The sequence below is a fragment of the Borrelia sp. P9F1 genome (genome assembly GCF_030436115.1).
In the GTDB taxonomy this organism is placed as follows: Bacteria; Spirochaetota; Spirochaetia; order Borreliales; family Borreliaceae; genus Borrelia.
On sequence record NZ_CP129407.1, the window covers coordinates 213265 to 235701 of the forward strand.

Genomic DNA, 22437 nt, shown 5'->3' on the forward strand with positions numbered 1-22437 from the left:
TAAAGATAGTAAAGATAGTAAAGATAGTAAAGATAGTAAAGATAGTAAAGATAGTCCTAAAGAAGAATTTGAGGGTAATTTGAAGACAGATTCTTTAATTGAACTAGAAAAAATTAATTTGCAAGAGGAGTTAACCATAGATGAATAACAGAAAAAGCTTACCTATACTATTAGTTTTAATATTTCTGCTTATTTCTTCATTCGCGTCACTTGGTTATTATGTGTATAAAGACAGACTAGACAAAAGAAACCAGGAGATAATGCTAAATGAAGTAAAAAATAGTGTTATGGATAGGGACTACAAAAAAGCTTATTCAATAACGAAAATACTGAAAGATAAGTATCCAAAAAACACTGATATTGCAATGCTTGAGGGTACATTAGCAGAACTTGCCAATAATAGTCCTTTTGAATCAAAAAGCTTGCAAAGAGATACCGCTAATCAAATATTAGATAAAATACAAGGAAAAGAAGAATTAATACCCATTAACAATGGAGACTCTGATATTGATTTTAATAATAGATACATTAAAGATAATACAGAAGTGGAAAACTATGCTGATAGAAAGGAAGATACTGGTATTGAAGACGAAGATATTTTAGAGTTTAGACGCAGTAAAGTACCTGAAAATTTAGGCAACAATAAAGGTAAAATTGAGAATAAGCAAAAGTCGAACGTAAACAACAAAGAATCTACTGATAACCAGAAGAATTTACTTAACTTAAAAAAATTAAAAGATAGCTTAAACAAAGAGTTAAATACTAAAGATAAGCAATTAGAAAATCAGAAAAAAGAAATAGTAAAACATAAACAAAGCGAGGATGTTTCTAGAGAAAAACTTACAAACCGTTCTAAAACAAAGGCAACGAGCCAATCTGAACGCCCCAAAGAAGAGCCTGATTCTTTAGAAATAAAGCCCCCAATAAAAATAGAGCAACCCACTCCAAGAATTCTACCTAAACCACAGAGTCAGACTGTTGAAAAGATAGAGAGACCCTATGGCTACTTTATAAAAAAAGAGCTGTATGAAATATTAGACAATATTAATACTGGAAATCCTTCTACTGGGAAGACAAGACTTAATGAACTCATTAAAAGGGGATTAAACGATAATTTTAATAGGGTGAACACTTTAATTGACAAATTAAAATATCAAGAAGCCGCCCAGGCACTGCTTGATCTAATCAAGCAATATGATGAATTTAAATCAATTAGCCTACAAAAAGCTCCTTTAAATAAGGAGCTTTTTGTAAAAGAGAGCTCTAAGCAAGAAATTTCCACTACACAGAATATTTCATTGGATGATAAAATCAAAACAGAAGAGACCGATAAAAGAACTTCAACAGATTTAATTTCCCTTAAAACACTGGCACTAACAAATGAAGGCAAAGGTAATTTCAAGATGGCTGAAGAGATTTATGAAAAAATTGCAAGCATTACAAAAAAAGCAGAAGATTACTACAAAATTGGGGTAATTAAATTTAAACTAAAGAAACACAAAGAAGCAATTAAAGCTTTCCATGATACACTAACAGTTCATCCAAACAACAAAAAAGCATACATAAATATAGGAACAATCCTGCTAATTTTAAATGAAAACAAGAAAGCAATTCAAGCCTTTGAAAAAGCAATTGCAATCGACCAAAATTATGACACTGCTTTTTATAAAAAAGGAATAGCGGAAGAAAAAAATAACGATAAAACACAAGCCTTCTTAAGTTTTAAAAGAGCTCACGATATTAATAAAAATCCTAACTATGCCATAAAAGCAGGAATTGCTGCAAATCACATTGGAGACTTTCAAAACGGAGAAAAATACCTAAATATGGCAAGTGCTTCATTGCAGGAAGTAAATGACATTGCACTTTACAATCTAGCAATAGCAAAATTTGAAAATGACAGTCTCATTGCTGCTCTGGAAGCTGTAAATAAAGCTCTCACTGTGAACCCAGAAAAACCCGAATATTTATATTTAAAAGCATCAATCTTTTTAACCGAAGGAAACTATAACAGGGCAATAACACTCTATAACACTATCATTTCAAAAACCCCTGCAAATATTACGGCTCACATAAATTTAGCAATAGCATACGAAAAATTGGGAAATGAGCGCAAAGCAATTGAAATACTTGAAAAAATTAGTAACAAGAATCATCCAGTAGCATTAAATAATCTTGGAAAACTTTATAAAAAACAAAGAAATTACGAAAAAGCAATAAATATTTTTAAAAAACTGGAAGCTAACTCAGATATTGAGGCTAAATATAACTTAGCCGTTACATTTTTGGCTGCTAAGGAAAACAAAAAAGCAATGAAAAAACTAGAAGAGTATATTAAACTAGATTCAAACAACCCAGAAGCTCTCCATGCATTAGGACTGATAGAATATAATGAAAACGGGAGTGATAAAAGACTTAGAGAAGTCATTAAAAAATTTCCTAATTACACACAAAATAGAAGGATAATAAAAATTGTAGGGCAATGAACAAGATCAAATTTTTGGATAAAAGCTTAGTACAAAAAATAGCAGCAGGAGAAGCCATAGATAGACCCTCCTCTATTTTAAAAGAATTACTTGATAACTCAATAGATTCTGGAGCAGATAAAATAGAGGTTTTTATTGAAGAGGGTGGTATGAGAAGAATACTAATAGCAGACAATGGCAGCGGAATAAATCCAGAGGACTTAAAGATATGTTACCTACCCCACACTACTTCAAAAATTAATGCAGAGCAAGACCTTGAAAGGATCGAAACACTGGGCTTTAGAGGAGAAGCCCTCTCTAGCATTGCGATTTGTTCTAATCTAACAATAACAAGTTCAACAACAGGAGAAGAAAGTTATCAAATTGAAGTTGAAAACGGGATTGAAAAATATTTTAAAAAACAATCTCCAATAAATGGAACCATAGTAGACGTTACAAATTTATTCCACAAATTTCCCGCAAGAAAAAGATTTTTAAAAAAAGAATCTATTGAGACAAAAATGTGTTTAAAAGTTTTTGAAGAAAAGGCTGTTTCTCATCCTAAAATTGATTTTAGACTAAGCATAAATAATGAACTGAAAAAAGTTTATTTTAAGGAAAAATTAATAGATAGGGTTCAAAGTGTGTATGGAGAGATAATAGAGCATAATAAATTTGGAAAAATAGAAGCAGAATATGAAAACGTCAAAATGAAATTTTTTTTTGCTCCTCCAAATTTTTCGAGAAAAGATAGAAGAAATATAAAAATATTTGTCAACAGAAGACCCGTTGAAGAGAAAAATTTATCTGAAGCAATAATTGACGGACACAGCAGAATATTAACAACCAGAAATTTTCCAATATGTTATCTGTTTTTAGAAGTAAACCCTAGACACGTTGATTTTAATATACATCCTCAAAAAAAAGAAGTACGATTTTTCAATCTACCTTTCCTCCACAAACAAATCTCAAGCAATATCAATGAGTTCTTTGACAGAGAACAAAGAGAGATTTTACAAGACTATCACAACATAATAATCAAAAGACAATTGACAAATGATGCTCATCTGTTAGAACCTGAAGAAAATGAATCAAAAAATTTAGACTTTCAACCTTACAAAATTACAAACAACGAAGAATTAATTTTAGAAAAAGCTCAAAGCAACAAAATAACAAATATAATAGAGGACAAGGTCAAATTTGAAAGTCACAGACCAACTCAAAACGATAGACCATCCTTTAAAACCCATATACAAAATATTTTTCTCAAAACTTCTACAATGATCAATGCAATTAAAAACCCAAGAGAAAAAGTGTGTAGATACAGATACATAGGACAAATATTTTCTGAATTCCTAATGGTAGAGAAAGACGATGATATCTTTTTCCTAGACCAACATGCACTTCATGAAACGATTATATATAACAATCTTAAAAATTCAAAAAAAACTATACAGAAACTTCTCGTACCAATTGAGTTTCAAGTAGATTGTGAAGATGCAGAAAAAATACTTGAAAGTGAAATAGAAGAATATAAGCGAATAGACATTGTAATTATCAAAACAAATAAACAAACTTATCAACTTAAATCCATTCCAAATATTTGCAACAAGCATGAAAATGTTATTATCCAATTCTTCCAGTCAAGGAAAAGCAAAACTATTAACTCTTTGGAATCTGATTTGTATGCCACTGTTGCCTGTAGGCAGGCTATTAAAAAAAATGACACAATAAGCTCTGATTTTAGCAATTTTTTAATAAGTGAATTTTTCAATTTAAACCTAAAACATTGCCCACACGGAAGAAAAATTTACTGTAAAATTTCCAAATTTGAACTTGAAAAAAATGTCAACAGAAAATAAAATAGACACAGATGTCGTTTATGGTCAAGAATCTTAAATCGAAAATTCAAGAGATAGAGTTAGAGAGGACTAAAAAATTATCCGAGCTTGGTAGGGCTCTTAGGAGTGGCAACGTAATTGAACTTAAACAATTAGTCTCTTATACCTCTTTAAAGCTGATTGAGAAGGAATTAGCTCAACTTAAGGCAGAGTTAGGCAAAGCGGAAGACATCGAAAATAAGCTAAGGGAATTATACAAAAATCTTAAAAAGTGCAAAGACAGTCAAAAAAATATTTTCAAAGCCTATAGAATTAAGCTTACTAAGACCATAGTGGCATTGATAAATAATTACCCAAAAAACTTACAACCAATTCTAGAATACAAGATGAATTTTACCAAGTCGATTCTTGAGAAAAACGAGCATAAAAAAACGGAAATAATAAAACCTAGAGGGGGACCAAATTTCTTTGAAAAAATTATTGGAAATGTCTCGCTAATGATAAGGAACCTTCTCAATAATGTAAATATGAGGAAAATAGCAAAAGAGTTTGAGAAAAAGATATTAAAGGAACATCTGTCTTCAGAAAACTTAGAAAGCTTAGTCAACGAATTTATAGAAAATAGGGAATTAAGCGTAGAACTAATTGAAGAAGTTAGATTAATGAATGAGACTGGAACAGGTATAGAAACATTAAACGATACAATAAAAGAGACAAAAAATAAGAGCATAAGGTATAGAATTAATAACAAAAATAAGATAGAAAGCAAGATTAACATTGTTGAAACAAGCAGAGAAGATATTTTTAAAAAAATAGGCGAAGAATTTATTGAGATGGCAAAGGTAGAAAAAGGATTAAGTAAGGCCGGATCAATTAATCCATTGTTAAAACAAATAGAAAACCTGAATCAACAGATACTGGAGCTGAATAAAGAATTGACAAAAACAATCAAAATAGATGAAATAGCAACAATTAAAACAAAAATGCAGCAACTCATAAGGAATAAAGAATCTATTGAAAACAAGTTAAATAAATTAAATTCAAGAATAAAAATCATACAAGATGAAATTGATGAACTTGACAATAAATAAAAAATCAATATAATGGCTTAGAGCGTGGAGAGGCGTCAGGAAAGCTGTATTTGATTCCTTTAGGGCCCATAGCTCAGTTGGTTAGAGCACCCGACTCATAATCGGTAGGTCCCAGGTTCAAGTCCTGGTGGGCCCATTAGTTCAATTTAAAGAATAGATTGGAGTTCTTCCCCATGTAGTAAAACCCTATGTAGTTGTCCAGGTTATCATCCACTTGAATGTCGGACATGTCTTCGATCCTAACAACCAGATCTGAAAACTTAATCTCATCCTTGGGCGTTTTAATAAAATATACCTTATTTCCGCTAGCCTCATTCAGTTTCGAAATATTTTTAGATTTATACACGTAACCGTGAATCAAAGCTAATTCTTCACTTGATAAACTTAAATTTATGACAATGTCTTTTCCGTATACTCTCATACCAGTATCGAAAAGATGTATTTGAGCCACAAAACTTTCAAAAGTCTTATCAGCAACATTAAACATTAAATCTTTACAATAAAGAATATCTTTACCTAAAATAGATTCAACAAAGAGAGAAGAATACCTACTCTTGGAAACTTCAATAAATTCTTTAGTATCTACATTTTCAATAACAAACTTGGTTATATCTTTGGCATTTAAAACTCTAACAGCAAAATCAAAAGACATAGAATAATCAACACTATTCTTGTCGAAATAATAATTGATTACATAATCAAGCTCTTTTACCTCAGGGTAGCTTATTTCACAAGAACAGAAAATAACAAAAACCGTCAGAAATATTTTAGTCTTTAACTCTTTCAGCATATTCCTTTGTTTCAGAATTAACCAAGATTTTATCTCCAACATTAATAAAAATAGGAACCTTTACTACAAGACCCGTGTGAAGAGTTACATTCTTCATCGCATTAGTTACGGTATCGCTCCTAACAGCAACCTCAGCATCAACAACTTCAAATACAATTTTAGGAGGAAACTTAATATCAATAACTTCATCTTCCCATTTAACAAGAGAATAAACTTCTGCTTCTTGTAAAAAGAAAACCTTATCCTCAAGATTTGAAACATCTCTTAAATTGACACTAAACTGATCATAAGTTTCCAAATTCATAAAAATAAAACTCTCACCCTCTCTGTAAAGATACTGAGACTTTACCTCCAAAACCTCAATTTCTTCCGCTGTATCTGCACCCTTTAAAGCTTCCCTAACAACAGATTTATTTTTTAAATTTTTAAGTTTCAATCTTACAATAGCCCCTCCCCTACCTGTTTTAGAAAACTCTCGTTCAAGGACAACATGTGGCACGCCCTTTAAAAGTAAAAAACTACCTTTTTCAATCTTTCCAGACTTAATTTCACCCATCTAGTACCCCATCAATTTATAACCTGCACAGTAAGTTATATCAAAAAATTAAAATATTTACTATTTTTACTATTTAATTGACTTATCTAAAATTAATGATATTATATATAGTCGTAAAAGGAGTGAGTTTAATGAGAAATGTCAAAGTACTCTTTATTGTTTCGCTATTCTTTTCGTTTATCAGCTGTACAACTAGAGGCAACGAGAATGTTATCCCTGTTGGTGGATCCACCACTGCTACTTCTGTTATGGATGAGATGATATTGAGCTACAGAAAGATAAACGATCAGCTTAAAGTAACTTATGATGCTCAGGGAAGTAGTGTCGGAATTAAGGGATTATTTGATGGTATTTACAAGATGGCAATCTCATCAAGAGATGCTACTGAGGAAGAGGTAGCTAGGGGAGCTAAAGTGACTGTTATTGCTTATGACACTTTGATATTTATCACAAGCCCTGATGTTAAGATTACAAATATCTCAGAATCTGATTTGGCAAGAATACTTAATGGAAATATTACAAACTGGAAACAAGTTGGGGGTCCTGATGCTAGGATTAATTTCATAAACCGAGATTCGTCCTCCGGGTCATATTCATCTGTTAGAAAATTAATTCTTGAAAGAATATTGAAAAATCCTGAAGAGGCTCAATTTAGGCAGGACGGAATTGTGGTAAAATCCAATGGGGAAGTGATTGAGAAGGCAGGTCTTACTCCATACTCAATTGGTTATATTGGTTTTGGATACGCAAGAAACTCTATGGAGAAGGGATTGCACACACTTTCAATAAATACTGTATACCCTACAAAGGAAACGATAATACAGAATAAATACAATATAAAGAGAAGTTTGATTGCGATCACAACTAATGTTTCTGAGAATAAGAATACGCTTGACTTTATTGAATTTATCCTAGGTCCGAGTGGCCAGGATATTATTGAAGAACAAGGCTTCATTGGGATTGCAAACCCCGAGTGATAATGCCTAAAACCCCTTTTAACCTAACTTTTTAAGTTTAAAAGGGGTTTTATTGAAGTTCTATAGAGGGATTCTTGTAGGGAATGGCGTTAAATTTAAAAACTAAAAGAAGTGTCGTTAGCTTGGGGTTTAACTGTTTTATTTTCGCATCCGCAGCGGTTAGTGCTTTGTCGATATTGTTGTTGATTCTTTTTGTTGTCAGTAATGGGATAGCACCCTTCCTTCACAATAGAATTAAGATTTCCAATTTTCTATTTAGCACCGACTGGGATCCTACCAGCAATATACAAAAGTCTTATGGGATACTGTCGTTTATTATAAATTCTGCCTTAACAACGCTTTTTTCTGTCCTCATTGCATTACCAATTGGTCTTGGATTTGCGATTTATCTTTTTGAAAGGGCTAAAGGAATTTATCAAAAATTACTACAAACCATAATAGAACTACTAGCAGGAATTCCAAGCGTAGTGTATGGTTTTTTTGGAAGCACGTTTATAGCCACTTTTATAAAGAACACATTCAAGAGAGAAGACAATTTAGGATACAATCTAATAAGCTCGGCTATAGTTTTAAGCATAATGATACTTCCTACAATAATTAGTGTCTCATACACAGCGCTTAAAGCGGTTCCAAAATCGTACAAGCTAGCGTCTCTTGCACTAGCTGCAACAGACTGGCAGACGACATATAAAGTGATGATTCCCTCCGCCGGAAGAGGAATCCTAGCTGGAGTAATACTAGCCATCGGAAGAGCTATTGGTGAAACGATTGCCGTTTTAATGGTCGGTGGGGGTTCCCCTCTATTTGTAAAAAATATATTTTCACCTATCAGAACTCTTACAATAAATATTGCAATAGATATGGGATATGCGTCCGGTACTCACAGAGAAGCCTTATTTTCAACAGCTTTGGTTTTATTACTATCAGTAATAGTCATAAATTCAATTAAGTACTTTATTCTCTCTTCATCCAAGAGGCTAAAAATCAAGTGAATACAGTTCAAGTGAACAAACTGTTAAATAAGATTTCATTTTCCATAATAAAATTAATTTCTTACTCTTTAATAGCATTATTATTCTTTCTAATATCTTATGTATTATACAATTCATTATTTTTTTCCGCTAAAAAACAAACATTGTTTTTAAATGAATCAAACCATTTTCTACCATTAACGTTTAAGGACAAGATAATCAAGATTGCCTTTATTATAAATAAAAGTATTAAAATAGATGAACTTACTACTAAAGACATCTATGACATATACAATAACAAAATCTCACATTGGGGTAGCATATCTGATCAAGTCATAGACACGATACCCGTTGCAATTTCAGAGTCAAACCTACCCGGAAAAGTTATACTTACAACTTTTATACAGAATAACAAATTTAACAACAGATATATAAGAGTAGAAAAATCTAATGAAGAAATGATGCGAACCGTCAATGAAACTTCGGGTGCTATTGGTTTTCTAACAAAAGAAGAACTTGAAAAATTGAATTTTAAGAAATATCCAGAGATTAAATCCGTAAAAATTAAATCTATGTCTATTTTAGTAGGCAAAAAAACACTACAAAAGAGCGAAAATGAAATTGTCAACACATTGTGCCTAGGGATGGCTGAAAAATTACTCAAAGGAAAAAAAACTTGGAATGACTTAATCCTTAAAAACATCGACTCAAATGTTATAAAATACTCAGCTTATGATCAGAATGCAATAAAGGAAGTAGAAGAAAAAGAGGGTACGGTTGCCATTGTGCCGTGGCATTCTTTCCATAAAAATAATGCCCCTTTTCTCAAGCTATACTACATAAAAAAGAGTATGCCCTTAAATTTAAATTTCATATTATCCACCCCAAGAAACTCTGGTGCATATGGAGGTATTTCTTATTTAATCCTTAATACCTTTTATGTGATATTATTGACAGCCACAATTTCAATTTCGATAGGAATTGGCACAGGAATACTGCTTGCGGAATACACTTCAAATAAGGTATTTTACAAAACAACATCTATGAGTGTTGACATTTTATCCTCAATTCCTGCAATCATCTTCGGACTATTTGGGCTCATGTTTTTTGTTCCAATTTTTGGAATGGGTGTCTTTTCTGGAGCCATAACAAGCTCTTTAATGATACTACCAATGATTATTAAAACAACCGAAGAAGCATTTAAATCGATCCCTAAATCATATAAATACGCTTCGTTTGCTCTGGGAGCAAACAAAACAGAAACTATAGTTAAAATCTTATTACCCGCAGCTAGTCCAGGCATCTTAACGGGAATAGTTCTTGCAATAGGTCGAGCACTTGGCGAGACGGCAGTGCTTTTATTTACAATGGGAACAAATTTAGGGCTTGCAGGCGCTCTAGACGAGCCTGCAAGAAGTTTAACCGTACACTTATTGTTACTATTTCAAGAAGGACACCTAGACAAAGGGTTTGGAACAGCATCAATACTTATTATAATGGTGCTCTTAATAAATTTGATATCAAAATTTTTAATCAGTAAGTTATATAGGATTAAATAAATGAACAAAGATAAAGCAATCATTCAAACAGAAAACTTAAGCTTATTTTATACGGACTTTAAAGCATTAAGTAATATTAATATATCTATAATGAGAAATAGCATTACAGCTTTAATAGGTCCATCTGGATGTGGAAAATCAACATTCCTCAGAACGCTTAACAGAATGAATGACCTTGTGGAAGGCGTTAAAATAGAAGGAAAAGTACTTTATGAAGGTAAAAGCATTTACTCAAATAATTTTGATGTTCTTGAACTTAGAAAAAAAATTGGAATGGTATTCCAAACTCCTAATCCATTTTTAATGTCTGTTTATGACAACATAAGCTATGGCCCTAAAATTCACGGAATTAAAGACAAAAAAAAACTTGATGAAGTTGTTGAAAAATCTTTAATAAAATCTGCTCTTTGGAATGAAGTAAAAGATAAGCTTAACAGAAACGCACTAAGCCTTTCAGGAGGACAGCAACAAAGACTCTGCATTGCAAGAACCCTTGCCATTGAGCCAAATGTAATATTGATGGACGAACCTACTTCCGCTCTTGACCCAATATCTACAGGAAAGATTGAAGAGTTAATAATTAATTTAAAGGAAAGCTATACCATTATAATAGTTACCCATAACATGCAACAAGCCGGGAGGATATCTGACCAAACCGCATTTTTCCTTAACGGATACATTGAAGAAGAAAGCCCAACAGATGAATTATTCTTCAATCCTAAAAACATTAAGACCGAAGAATATATCACTGGTAAATTTGGCTAATTAACCCAAAGAAACATCAAGGAACATCATTAAAGTAAATCCAATGATTCCAAATATGGTTGGTACCTTACTGTCAATATCTTTCCTTTTAGATTCGGGTATCAATTGTTCAATTGAGACATAGATCATTGCTCCTGCCGAGAAAGATAGGGCAAAGGGTAAAATTCTGGTAAAAGTATAAACTGCATAAGCACCTAAAATACCTCCAAAAATTTCTACCAAACCTGACATCTGTCCATAATTGAAACATTTCCACAAAGGAACATTCCCTCGTCTTAGGGGCAAAGAGATTGCTGCACCTTCTGGCATATTCTGAATACCAATTCCTAAAGTAAGAATCATAGCCCCAACCAAAGTATGTATATCAGGAGTAGCAACTAAAGCCCCAAATGCAACACCAACAGCAAGCCCTTCCGGGAAATTATGTAGCGTAACAGCCGTAAAAAGCAAAAAATCCTTTTTCCCGTGTCTTGTTAAATCTTCATCAATAAATGTAAGCTTATCAAGATCTGGCACAAACACATCCACAACATATATAAAAAAAGCTCCTAAAAGAAAACCAAAAACAGCCGGCATCCATGTAACATAACCAAGCTCTTCAGCTCTCTCTATTGCGGGTTGAATAAGTGAAAAAAAACTAGCCGCAATCATAATACCTGCTGAAAACCCAAGCATAGCGTCCATTATCTTATTATTTACTCTCCTGAAAAAAAAGACAGCCGCTGCTCCAAAGGCCGTAGTAAACCAAGTAAAAGTAGATCCTAAAAATCCCAATAAAACGGGATGCAAAGTCAACAGATATTCCCCAAAACGCTCAAACATAAAGTATCCTCCTAAATTTAATTAATTAACATTGACTAATTATTGTTTATCAATTAGTCGGCAAAATCACTGCCCATCAGTCAGTTAAACTTGCCCTTATCCTTCTTATACCTGAAGAAGAAGCCTGTTCTTTTTGTATTTTAAAAGTGCCAAGCTCACTAGTATTCTTAACATGAGGGCCACCACAAACTTCAATTGAAAAACTACCTATCTCATATACACTCACAACATCGTCATATTTTTCACCAAAAAGAGCCATAGCGCCCCTAGCCATGGCATCATCCAAGCTCATTATAGATTTTTTAACAGACAATGCATTCTTTATTTGTAAGTTGACCATGTCCTCAACCCTTTTTATCTCATCATCTGTCATTTTGTGAGGATGACTAAAATCAAATCTCAGTCTTTCTGCAGTAATATTACTTCCCTTCTGTCTTACATGCTCACCCAATATCAATTGAAGCGCCTTATGCAACAGATGAGTGGCTGTGTGTAACTTAGTGGTTTCATATGTACAATCAGCAAGCCCCCCCTTAAAAACCTTATCACCTCCCTTCTTAGAAACCTCTTGATGCTTTCTAAAATGTTCTTCAAATCCCAATCTATCTACACTAAACCCATGTTCAGAAGCAAGTTCTTCCGTTATTTCAAAAGGAAATCCATAAGTATCGTAAAGCTTAAAAGAAAACTCACCAGGAATCTCCTTTACCGATAATTTTTGAATCAGTTTAACAAATTCTTGTTCACCCTGACGCAAGGTTTTAAAAAATTTCTCCTCTTCCTTTTCAAGCTCATTTTTAATAAAATCTTTCTTTTCTGTTATTTCTTTATAAAAAGACTTATAAATTTCCTCAACAGAATCAACAAGATTGGCCAAAAAATGAGACTCTATCTCAAGTTTTTTTGCATATCTAATAGCTCTTCTAATAATTCTTCTTAAGACATACCCTTGGCCTGCATTAGAAGGAAGAACTGCAAAATTATCAGCTAGAATAAAACAACTTGCCTTAACATGATCTGCAATTATCCGCATAGCCCTGTCGTCATCCAAATTTCGTCCATAAACTCTCCCAGATACTTTCTCAATCCTCTTAACTATAGGTCTGAAAGCCTCTGTGTCATAAACTGAAGATTTCCCTTGCAAAAATGTAACAGTCCTCTCAACCCCCATGCCCGTATCAACACACTTCCGTGACAGTTCCTCATAACTCCCGTCCTCATTTTTCCTGTATTGCATAAAAACGTTGTTCCAAATTTCAAAATACTTACCGCATCCACATGTAATGTCGCAGTCAATGGAACACTTATCTATTCCTGTATCAACAAATATTTCAGTATCTGGCCCACAAGGACCTACATTCCCTACAGGACCCCAAAAATTATGTTCCCTTGATAGATAAAATATCCTATCACTAGGAATTCCAAGTCTTTCCCAAACACCCGCCGTCTCTGTATCCCGTGGAACGTAGTCATCGCCTTCAAAAACGCTCACATAAAGTTTATCTTTTGGTATACCTAAATAGCTAGGCGAGGTTAAAAATTCAAAACTATACTTCACAGAACGTTCTTTAAAATAGCTACCAAGAGACCAATTCCCAAGCATTTCAAAAAAAGTTAAATGACTAAAATCTCCAACCTCATCAATATCTCCTGTTCTTAAACATTTCTGAACATCTACTAACATGTCACCAGATGGATGTATCTCTCCAAGAAGATAAGGAACAAGCGGTTGCATGCCTGCTGTATTAAAAAGTACAGTGGAATCATTGTCGGGTATTAAAGATTTACCCGATATCTCAGCATGACCTTTACTCTTAAAAAACTCTATATACTTTCTACGTAGCTCACCAAGTTCCACTAAACAAACTCCTCGTTCTTTCTATACACCGTCAGCGCACCATTTAAGATCAACTCTTTAATGTAATCGAGAAAGGATGCAGTCATTTGCCTAACATCCTTTCTCTTTACTCTTCTTAAAAAAGACTCTTCTTCTAAAATAATTTCTTTACGCCTCCTTGAGACGTTTAAAAGAATCTTATTTCTAACCTCATCACTTTTATCCTTAATAAGGATGGCAATATTATTATCTGTAAATTCCCTTAAAATATTATGCATATCATTATCTGCAATACGCAGTATTACATCAATGTCAAATATCTTCTCCTTAATCTCACTATCTTTTACTGGATTCAAGGCCTTCATATCAATATTCTTTAAAAGATTTTTCTCATCCTCAGAATCCATGTAACTTAAAATATCAACCAATATTCTAGACCCATCTAATTTCTCAGTCTTAATCTTCCCCTGAATTTCAAACCTACCCTTCAGCCTATCAGAAATAATCTCAACCATACCCATATTGAATTGCCTTGGCTTAGCAAGTTCTTTAATAAATTGTTTTTTAATGTCATCTTCTAACATAGAAAAAACATACTTCTTCTGTTCTCTAGCCAAGTAATTGTATATTATAAGTAGAGTCTTCACATTCTCATCCCTAATTAAAGCCCAAAGCTGTTCATGTTCGACACCAGATAAATAATCAAAAGGCACAAAAGGATCAATTCCCGTAACTCTCTTATAAATTTCCTTTGCTTTTGACTTACTCAAAGACTTATTCAACAACTCATAAGTAAATTTATTATCAATCTTTAAACATCTGCTTTCACGCCTGACCAGCTCTTCAAATTCTTCGATGATTCGCCTTTTATCACTGGGAGTAATATACTTAATCCTGGCAATTTCTTCGGTAATAGAGATTATATGATCATCATCAAGCTCAGACATAATCTTTGACGATCTATCAAGCCCAATAGCTAGGAAATACTTTGCTATCTTTGTAATCTTACTTTCTCTACGAATAAATCCCAGCCTTTGAGATTCCTTAAGAGATACCTGTTCACCCTCAGATACGCGCTTATCCTTCTTAACAAGATTAATCCAAGACTTCAGCATCGAACCTTGCATCTCCGCATCAGAACTTTTGCCACTCAAATTTTCCCTGTAACTGGTGTTAAAAGTTTTGGTTCCTAAATTTTTCGCATTCTGATACTTAGAAAGTCTAGGATCCTGCATAGACCCCCTCAATATTTGTAAGAACCAATAAACGGGAAAATCCATTAAAAATCTTGGCTGGGCACTCCTTTAAAGAAATCTCTGCATTTAAAAAATTTTCCAAAGCACCCCTCTTCTCTTCCCCCATAAAGAGCAAAACGCAAGACTTAGACAATCTTAAAGACTTAGGAGTCAAACTTATTCTTTTACTTGGAGATTTTGGAGCATCATATTCATACTGGTATCCTTCCATCTCAGAAAACAAAAGCTTTCTTGAAGGGAAAAGTGAAGCAATATGCCCATCCTCACCAACAGACAAAATACTGATGTCTAATCTTGTAAATCTAGAATTAAATTCAACGTTGTAATTGTGGATGGAAGACGCTTCATCAAACTCATCATAAATAAACGGGTGCAGGTTAGAACTGTGGATTAAATTCTTTTCTATCATTTCCAAAAAAAATCCTTCACTCAAAAGCCTAAAATTACTCTCATCACTACCAAGATCAACACATCTCTCATCTACTAAAAAAAAATGAGACTTCTTAAGTGAATAATTATTCTTATTAAAAACATTTAAAAAAGAAATAATATTGCGTCCACCGCAAATCCCAATGCTAGTAAAATCATCCTGACTAACGCTACTTAAAAAAAAATCAAAGAACCTACCACTCAAATCGCTTTCTTTATTAGAGTATAAAAATTCCATCATCCTTCCCTCAATAAACCTTCCTAATCCAAGTAATAAGAAACTGTAGTAACAACCCTTAACATCTTCCTTAAATAAAGCTCATGACTTCCCAAACTTCTATCAACTGGAAGAAATTCAAAGTACCCCTGACTTGCATTTTTAATTTTTCCCAAAGTAGCACCCGAATTATTTGCGAACTCCAAGGCCGCCAATTTAGCATTTTTAATGGAATCTGCCAGCATTTCAGGTTTAACATCATTGATTTTATCAAAATAATAATTTGGCCCAAAATTACTAGTTAAGAGCACTCCCTTATTGTAAAGCTTGATAATGTTATTGCTTGCCTGTTCCATCTTATCAACATCCCTAGTATAAACATTTAAAGAAGCATATGCATTATACTTGTAGAGAGTTCCTTGATAATTTCCAATATTAAAGTTCATAGATCCAATCTTTATGTCACTTTCATTAAAGCCGTAACCAACGAAAAATTCTTTTACTGCTATCAAATTTGCATTATTTAACCTATTAATTTCATCCACAGTATTACCAACTAGCTCATACTGTAGATTCCAACTTGAAGAATTTGATACAACTTCTCTTTCACTTAGACCCTTAACAGTAATGTAATTTTCATTCTTAATCCCAATATTGCTTATACCATTGGACAAGATCCATGACGACAATAAAACCGCCAATAACGAAAATAAACCCAACACTCGCCCCAACACCACAACACCTCCTGGCCTTTAAGAAAAATAAATTGCTAAATCAAGGAATCTATTTTAACATATTATGTAATGTTAATAAAACGAAAAATATCAATAGCACCTATGGTAGATGTTACAGATGCACATTTTCGATATCTAGTAAGACTGTTGTCGAAAAAAGTTACCCTATACACCCCCATGATTTCTGCAAAGTCAATTACAATGGGCGACTTAAGCAAGGTTGTAAAGCAAACTTCTACAGATTCTCCAATTGCGATTCAGATAGCAACAAACTGTGAAAACGACGCTGCTAGAGCGATAGAAATTCTTGAAAACAAATTCAATTTTGATGAATATAATCTTAACATTGGCTGTCCATCTCCCCGAGTCCAAAATGCTAATTACGGAGCCTGCTTAATGAAAAATCCAGCTCAAGTGGGCAGAATCTTGCAGGCTATGAGAAAGAACACAAATAAGCCAGTCTCAATTAAAAACAGAATAGGAATAAGGAACCATGAGAAAAATTACTACGAAGAAACTTATACAGAGCTTAAACAATTTGTAGACAAAATTGCAACATTTGAAATCAAAAATTTTATTATCCATGCACGATTAGCCGTATTAAATGGATACTCACCTAAACATAATAGAAATATTCCAAAACTTAGGCACGAATTTGTATACAAATTAAAACAGGAACACAAAAATTTATTTATTGAAACAAATGGAGGCATTAACAACAACAAGCATATCAAAGAACACCTATTGCACGTAGATTCCGTCATGATTGGAAGAGCAGCAGCAGAAAATCCTTACTTTATTGCAACAGCTTCAAGAGAATTTTTAGAAGAAAAAGAACAAATCCCAACAAGAAAAGAACTGTTATTACAAATGGCAGAATATATTAGAGAATACAATGATTATTTCTCAATAAGTACAGTGCTAAAACACATAATGGGAATAATGTTTGCTAAAGAAGGGGCTTGCAAATTCAGGCAAGCTCTAACAGCGCCATTTCCTAAAAACCTCAAAAACCATGAAATACTACTAAAAGCAATGGAAAACTTAAAAGACAGCGCTCTCCATTCTAATTCTTAGGTGATATGTAATCAAATCCCGTGTATTTAATCAAATTCTTAGGGATTCTAACACCTCCCCTTTCATCTTGAAAATTTTCAATGATAGCAATAATGGCCCTTGTTGAAGCTATTGCTGTTCCATTCACCATGTGCACAAACTTATTTTGACCATCTTCCCTATATCTAGTCCTAAGGCGCCTTGACTGGTAATCTGTACAGTTCGAAGTTGAAGTGACCTCACCATATTCTCCATTCTCCCCCCTCCCCGGCATCCAAGCCTCAATATCATACTTTTTATAAACTGGTGCACCAAGATCAAAAGTACAAACATTTAAAACTCTGTATGGTATCTCGAGATCACTAAAGATCTCCTCCTCTAATGCCAAAAATTCATCATGAATATAATCAGACTCTTCGCTCCTACAAACACAAAACATTTCAACTTTACTAAATTGATGTACCCTATAAAGCCCCTTAGAGAATTGCCCAGCTGCTCCGGCTTCTTTTCTAAAACAATGTGAAAGTCCTGCCATTTTTATTGGTGATTTAAGATCAAGTATTGTATTATGATAGTATCCGCCTAGAGTAATCTCAGCTGTACCAATAAGATATTTATCCGTATTCTCAATTTTATAAATATTGCCCTCACTCCCACGAGGATTAAATCCAATTCCATCAACTATAAATTCCCTTGCAACATCTGGTGTGATAAATAAATCAAACCCTTTAAGACTAAGTTTATTTAAAGCAAAATTAATCAATGCAAGCTCCAACAAAACGCCTTCATTTTTAAGATAATAAAACTTATTGCCACTTACTTCACGCGCTCTTTCAAAATCAAAAAGGCCCAAATTGACTCCAATTTCTAAATGATCCTTTGGTTTGAAACTAAACTCTGGAATAACTCCCGAAGTTTTCACTAAAACACTTCCATCTTCACTATCACTAATAGGTACATCGGGAGCAGAAATGTTTGGAATCTTTTTGTGCTCAACTAAAAGCTTAGACGTTATATGCTCTAATTTTTCTTCCAAAGCCGTAATTTCTGCCTTTAAGGCTCTTCCACTTTCTAATAAAGCCTGCCTATGCGTAGCATCAATTTTCCCTTTCATAGCATTAGCATTTTCATTCCTAATAGCACTAAGTTCACTTATTCTAGTAACAAGCTTTTTGCGTTCATCATCAAGAACAACTAAAATATCAATATCTAACTGTAGACCTCTATCTTTAAGATTTTTACGAACAAGATCCATATTGTCTCTTATAAACTTCATATCAAGCATCCGGGAACTCCCACAATAAATTTAACTAAAGTTAATTAGCTAATTAAATCAAAATAAAATTTAAATCGATCTATATTAATTAACACAAGAATTATTATATAATAACCTGAGAATAATATTGGGTTGCCTTTGCAGCGGGAGGTTGATTTATGCTCGCATTATTAACAGTAAAAAAAAAATTCGTGTTAGTGTCCTTGTTAGTGATTTTCGTAGGTTGTACAAAGAAAACTAAAAATATCGATTTTGGTGACATTAACACAAACCACAGCCAAACTGATGAGTTAATCATTACATCAATTTCCTCGGAAGAGGAATCCGCATTATTTAAATACAAGATTAGACTGCCTAAAGTAATAGGCAACACAGTAGCGGACGGAGGCATCCAAGAGTTCAACAACGATATTCAAAATTATGCAAACGAAATCGTCAAAAACTTGGAAAGCATTGCACACAACTCCGGGCAAGGTTCTAAAAGACCAAGTTTAAAGCTAGATTACGAAATCTACCATGGATACAATACCTATACAATAATAGTATCTGCAATTCAAGACATAAAGGACATATCCATTACAAACTATAGAAGTTACTATATTAGCGACAATGGAGATTACATACACAACATAGACGAGGTCATTGAGGTTGAGGAAGCCTTTCCTTTCTTTATGAGCAAAATTACAGAAAAAGTCCAAAGCGATTTGCTCTTCGATTTACAGCAAGCAGTGATTTATTTTAAGGATAAAAGCGTAGTCATAAAATTTCCCGCCTATGTATTTAATTTGGATGAAAAAGAAGATACGGATAATGTATTCGAATTTAGTGAAGAGGAAGTGGCAAAGTATATTAAGGATAAAATCGATCAAAAATGAAGAGAAAAAAAAAATTCGAATTAATCTCAAAGACATATCTAGAAGAATATGATGCTGAAGGTTGTTATTTTCGGCATGAAAGTGGCCTAGAAATATTTGAACTTAAAAACGATTCATTTAAAGAAAATGCCTTTGGCATAGCATTCAAGACAATTCCTATGGACAATACTGGAGTTGCTCATATTTTGGAACACGCCGTTTTTTGCGGTTCAGGAAAGTATAGGATAAAAGATCCTTTTCTTTATTTAATGAAAGGAAGCTTGAATACTTTCTTAAATGCAATGACGTTTCCAGATAAAACCTTATACCCAGCAGCTTCTACAATACAGAAGGACTATTTTAACTTGTTTAAGGTATATGCTGACGCTGTTTTTAATCCATTACTTAAAAAAGAAGCCTTTATGCAAGAAGGGTACAATATTAACCCCAATCACTTTAAATTATCTGGAATTGTTTTAAATGAAATGAAGGGTGTCTATTCTAGTAAAAATTCTTTGATTAGTGAAGTTTCCACTAATTCTTTATTTTGTGAAGGAACTTATCAATATGACTCTGGAGGCAATCCAGTTGATATTATTGACCTTACATATGAGGAGTTTATTCAATTTTATAAAAGACACTACACGCTCAATAATTGTAAAATATTTTTATTTGGAAATATCGAAACTGATACAAACCTTGATTTTATTGAAAAATACATAATAAGACCCTACAAAGCAGAAAAATTAAACATTGCCTATGATATAGAAAAAACAAAAAGATGGAAACAGAGCAAATCATTAAATTATCTCATTCCAAGAGAAAATGAAAATACACTCGGAGTATATACAATCAATTGGTTATGTGCCGATATTCAAGACATAAAAGAGAGTGTTGGTCTTGTAATTTTATCAGAAATTCTTTTAGACGATTCTTGTCAATTCATTATAAACATGTTGAAAAGTAAAATTGGAGACGGTATAGATGACATTAGTGGTATCAATACAGACATAAGGGAATGTATATTCTCGTTTGGATTGCAAAATGTAATTCCGGGCAAAGCGGAAGAATTTAAGAATATGGTTTTCAATGAACTTAAAAATCTTGTTAAAGTAAAGATTCCAAAAGAGCTGATACAGGGTGTTCTTTTCGGTTACGAATTTGCACTAAAAGAGGAAAAAGGACAAGGACTGGCTATATCATTAATGATCAAAAGCCTTAAAGGTTGGATGCATGGCATGCATCCTTCTGACACTTTAAAAATTAATTGTCATTTGGATGAAATTAAAAGCAAACTAGAAAAGGGAGAACTTTATTTTGAATACCTAATAGAGAAATACCTAATAAACAACAACCATTACACATTAATCAACTTCACACCATCTGATTGTACTATTAAGGAAATGGAAGAAAAGATAGAAGAGAAATTAATGGATGTAGAGATCAAAATTAAGAAGGACCCCGAAAAACTTGCAGAGTTCACGAAAGACTATAATCAATTTAAAGATTATCAAAGAAAAGGAGATCTTAAGTCTGACATTAGTAAACTTCCAATGCTTAGGATAGAAGATTTACCAAAAGAAGTTGAACGAAGCTTAAATCTTAACGAAATCCCAGAACTTAAGACACACACATTTGAATTAAAAAATAACAACAACATTTTTAATGTATATTTATTTTTTAGATTAGATTTTTTAGAAAAAGAAGATTTTATACTTCTTTCCTTGTTCAGAAGAGCTATTCAAGATTTGTCCACTAAAAATTATTCTTATGTAGATCTAAATAACAAAATTCAAAATACTCTGGGACATTTAAACATATACGAAAGTTACGAGGAAGACATTGATGGGAATATTGTAAATTTGTTTAACGTAAACTTTAAATCATTTAATAACAAAATTAAAGAGTCATTTGTACTGATCAGAGAAATTTTAACTAATATAAATTTTAATGATTACAATAGATTAAAAGAGGTGGTCTTAAATCTTAAGAATGATTTTAAATCGATTTTAATCCCTAAAGGACATACTTTTGCAATAACGCGATCAGAATCAAAGCTAAGCTTGAACAACTACTTAAGAGAACTTCAAATGGGAGTTACGGGCAGGGAGTTTTGGCAGAAAGTTAAAACAGATGCAGAATCGCTGAAAGAACTTGCCTGTAATTTAGAAAAGATAAAAAATAAGATAATTTTAAAAAATAGTTTTTCATCTCTGATTATAGGAGATACCAATGACGTGATTAAAGCTCTGGAAAGCGAATTGTTTATACTGAGAGAAAGTTTAATTGAAAAAAGCTACACAAGTGCATTAGCTACAATAAAATCATTAAAGGAACCACTAAAGGAAATAATTATTATTCCGTCAAAAATATCTTTTAATTGCATGAGCTTCATAAGCTATAAAATCACAGATGAAGAATATCCAAAAATAAGCTTCCTAGCTCACATATTAAAAAGCGGAATTTTTTGGGAAAAAATAAGGGTTATGGGTGGAGCATATGGAACGTTTGTGTCTATTACAAACGGAATATTTTCTTTTGCATCGTATAGAGACCCAAACTTTGTGAAAACGTATCAGGCCTTTGAAAAATCATTAGAAGAATTAGCCAATAACAATAAAATAAAAAATGAAGATCTCTACACTTACTTAGTAGGAGTAATCGGCCTTAGCACCAATGTAAAAACAAAATCCAGAGAAGTACTTGAGAGTTACAAGAGAAAGCTATTAAACATTAACGACGAGCTGAGACAAAACATCAGGAATTCTTACTTCAAAATAACGGCCAAAGATATCAGGAACACATCTGAACAAGTGTTAAGCCAGCTAAGGCAAAAGAACAGCATGACATCACTTGTTAATAATGAAACCTATGAAAACGAGAAACAAAAGCTGGAATCTCTAATCGGAACTAGATACAAAATAAGAAAGATACACTAAAC

General features: G+C 32.9%; 18 protein-coding genes and 1 tRNA gene. 11 read left to right on the forward strand and 8 right to left on the reverse strand.

What is annotated here, in order from left to right; genetic code table 11:
* Positions 1–140: 140 nt before the first annotated feature.
* From QYZ68_RS01055 to QYZ68_RS01070, 4 genes are all read left to right on the forward strand, one after another.
* A complete protein-coding gene (locus QYZ68_RS01055; RefSeq protein ID WP_301383743.1) occupies positions 141–2486 on the forward strand; it encodes a tetratricopeptide repeat protein in 2346 nt (781 codons plus the stop codon).
* Positions 2483–4327: a DNA mismatch repair endonuclease MutL gene (mutL, locus tag QYZ68_RS01060; protein WP_301383745.1), complete on the forward strand. Its 1845-nt coding sequence runs from the start codon at positions 2483–2485 to the stop codon at positions 4325–4327. Before QYZ68_RS01055 ends, mutL begins: the two co-directional genes overlap by 4 nt.
* A gap of 11 nt (positions 4328–4338) precedes the next feature.
* Positions 4339–5397 carry an AAA family ATPase gene (locus QYZ68_RS01065; RefSeq protein WP_301383747.1) on the forward strand — a complete coding sequence of 353 codons (1059 nt, stop codon included), beginning with the start codon at positions 4339–4341 and terminating at the stop codon, positions 5395–5397.
* A 62-nt stretch (positions 5398–5459) separates the two neighbouring features.
* Positions 5460–5533, forward strand: a tRNA-Ile gene (locus QYZ68_RS01070).
* On the opposite strand, the gene QYZ68_RS01075 is transcribed toward QYZ68_RS01070, so the two are convergent.
* The gene (locus tag QYZ68_RS01075) at positions 5534–6187 is read right to left on the reverse strand and encodes a hypothetical protein (protein ID WP_301383749.1); all 654 of its coding nucleotides are present in this window, start codon (positions 6185–6187) and stop codon (positions 5534–5536) included.
* Positions 6165–6743: an elongation factor P gene (gene efp / locus QYZ68_RS01080; RefSeq protein ID WP_301383751.1), complete on the reverse strand. Its 579-nt coding sequence runs from the start codon at positions 6741–6743 to the stop codon at positions 6165–6167. The genes QYZ68_RS01075 and efp overlap by 23 nt, the downstream gene beginning before the upstream one ends.
* Positions 6744–6874: 131 nt before the next feature.
* Between efp and QYZ68_RS01085 the strand changes: the two genes are divergently transcribed.
* From QYZ68_RS01085 to pstB, 4 genes are all read left to right on the forward strand, one after another.
* Positions 6875–7720, forward strand: a complete 846-nt coding sequence (locus tag QYZ68_RS01085) for a substrate-binding domain-containing protein (RefSeq protein WP_301383752.1) — start codon at positions 6875–6877, stop codon at positions 7718–7720.
* 83 nt (positions 7721–7803) lie between these two features.
* Positions 7804–8712: a phosphate ABC transporter permease subunit PstC gene (gene pstC, locus QYZ68_RS01090; RefSeq protein WP_301383753.1), complete on the forward strand. Its 909-nt coding sequence runs from the start codon at positions 7804–7806 to the stop codon at positions 8710–8712.
* A gap of 56 nt (positions 8713–8768) precedes the next feature.
* Positions 8769–10250 carry a phosphate ABC transporter permease PstA gene (gene pstA, locus QYZ68_RS01095; protein ID WP_476390633.1) on the forward strand — a complete coding sequence of 494 codons (1482 nt, stop codon included), beginning with the start codon at positions 8769–8771 and terminating at the stop codon, positions 10248–10250.
* Positions 10251–11015, forward strand: a complete 765-nt coding sequence (gene pstB, locus QYZ68_RS01100) for a phosphate ABC transporter ATP-binding protein PstB (RefSeq protein WP_301383755.1) — start codon at positions 10251–10253, stop codon at positions 11013–11015.
* Here pstB and QYZ68_RS01105 read toward each other — a convergent pair whose 3' ends face one another.
* From QYZ68_RS01105 to QYZ68_RS01125, 5 genes are all read right to left on the reverse strand, one after another.
* The gene (locus tag QYZ68_RS01105) at positions 11016–11837 is read right to left on the reverse strand and encodes a ZIP family metal transporter (protein WP_301383756.1); all 822 of its coding nucleotides are present in this window, start codon (positions 11835–11837) and stop codon (positions 11016–11018) included.
* A gap of 76 nt (positions 11838–11913) precedes the next feature.
* Positions 11914–13695, reverse strand: a complete 1782-nt coding sequence (locus QYZ68_RS01110) for an alanine--tRNA ligase (protein ID WP_301383757.1) — start codon at positions 13693–13695, stop codon at positions 11914–11916.
* Positions 13695–14909 (reverse strand): flagellar motor switch protein FliG, encoded by a 1215-nt coding sequence (locus tag QYZ68_RS01115; protein WP_301383758.1) that lies wholly within the window; start codon positions 14907–14909, stop codon positions 13695–13697. Before QYZ68_RS01115 ends, QYZ68_RS01110 begins: the two co-directional genes overlap by 1 nt.
* On the reverse strand, positions 14896–15597 hold the full coding sequence (locus tag QYZ68_RS01120; RefSeq protein ID WP_301384389.1) for a 6-phosphogluconolactonase: 702 nt from the start codon (positions 15595–15597) through the stop codon (positions 14896–14898). The genes QYZ68_RS01115 and QYZ68_RS01120 overlap by 14 nt, the downstream gene beginning before the upstream one ends.
* Before the next feature lie 23 nt (positions 15598–15620).
* Entirely contained in the window at positions 15621–16310 is a 690-nt protein-coding gene (locus tag QYZ68_RS01125) for an SIMPL domain-containing protein (protein WP_301383759.1), read from the reverse strand.
* Positions 16311–16379: 69 nt separating this feature from the next.
* On the opposite strand from QYZ68_RS01125, the gene dusA reads away from it, so the two are divergent.
* Positions 16380–17387: a tRNA dihydrouridine(20/20a) synthase DusA gene (gene dusA, locus QYZ68_RS01130; protein ID WP_301383760.1), complete on the forward strand. Its 1008-nt coding sequence runs from the start codon at positions 16380–16382 to the stop codon at positions 17385–17387.
* Here the strand turns inward: dusA and serS are convergent.
* Complete coding sequence (gene serS, locus QYZ68_RS01135) at positions 17377–18651, reverse strand: serine--tRNA ligase (protein ID WP_301383761.1); 1275 nt, start codon at positions 18649–18651, stop codon at positions 17377–17379. The genes dusA and serS overlap by 11 nt on opposite strands.
* A gap of 149 nt (positions 18652–18800) precedes the next feature.
* Between serS and QYZ68_RS01140 the strand changes: the two genes are divergently transcribed.
* Positions 18801–19517, forward strand: a complete 717-nt coding sequence (locus QYZ68_RS01140) for a hypothetical protein (RefSeq protein ID WP_301383762.1) — start codon at positions 18801–18803, stop codon at positions 19515–19517.
* A complete protein-coding gene (locus QYZ68_RS01145; RefSeq protein WP_301383763.1) occupies positions 19514–22435 on the forward strand; it encodes an insulinase family protein in 2922 nt (973 codons plus the stop codon). Before QYZ68_RS01140 ends, QYZ68_RS01145 begins: the two co-directional genes overlap by 4 nt.
* Positions 22436–22437 lie beyond the last annotated feature (2 nt).

Bases quoted from the DNA above. Each gene is read 5' to 3' on its own strand.
- efp (WP_301383751.1), bottom strand. From the start codon at position 6,743: ATGGGTGAAATTAAGTCTGGAAAGATTGAAAAAGGTAGTTTTTTACTT.
- serS (WP_301383761.1), bottom strand. From the start codon at position 18,651: ATGCTTGATATGAAGTTTATAAGAGACAATATGGATCTTGTTCGTAAA.
- QYZ68_RS01120 (WP_301384389.1), bottom strand. From the start codon at position 15,597: ATGGAATTTTTATACTCTAATAAAGAAAGCGATTTGAGTGGTAGGTTC.
- QYZ68_RS01145 (WP_301383763.1), top strand. From the start codon at position 19,514: ATGAAGAGAAAAAAAAAATTCGAATTAATCTCAAAGACATATCTAGAA.
- pstB (WP_301383755.1), top strand. From the start codon at position 10,251: ATGAACAAAGATAAAGCAATCATTCAAACAGAAAACTTAAGCTTATTT.
- pstC (WP_301383753.1), top strand. From the start codon at position 7,804: ATGGCGTTAAATTTAAAAACTAAAAGAAGTGTCGTTAGCTTGGGGTTT.
- QYZ68_RS01115 (WP_301383758.1), bottom strand. From the start codon at position 14,909: ATGCAGGATCCTAGACTTTCTAAGTATCAGAATGCGAAAAATTTAGGA.
- mutL (WP_301383745.1), top strand. From the start codon at position 2,483: ATGAACAAGATCAAATTTTTGGATAAAAGCTTAGTACAAAAAATAGCA.
- QYZ68_RS01140 (WP_301383762.1), top strand. From the start codon at position 18,801: ATGCTCGCATTATTAACAGTAAAAAAAAAATTCGTGTTAGTGTCCTTG.
- QYZ68_RS01105 (WP_301383756.1), bottom strand. From the start codon at position 11,837: ATGTTTGAGCGTTTTGGGGAATATCTGTTGACTTTGCATCCCGTTTTA.
- QYZ68_RS01065 (WP_301383747.1), top strand. From the start codon at position 4,339: ATGTCGTTTATGGTCAAGAATCTTAAATCGAAAATTCAAGAGATAGAG.
- QYZ68_RS01055 (WP_301383743.1), top strand. From the start codon at position 141: ATGAATAACAGAAAAAGCTTACCTATACTATTAGTTTTAATATTTCTG.
- QYZ68_RS01075 (WP_301383749.1), bottom strand. From the start codon at position 6,187: ATGCTGAAAGAGTTAAAGACTAAAATATTTCTGACGGTTTTTGTTATT.
- QYZ68_RS01085 (WP_301383752.1), top strand. From the start codon at position 6,875: ATGAGAAATGTCAAAGTACTCTTTATTGTTTCGCTATTCTTTTCGTTT.
- dusA (WP_301383760.1), top strand. From the start codon at position 16,380: ATGTTAATAAAACGAAAAATATCAATAGCACCTATGGTAGATGTTACA.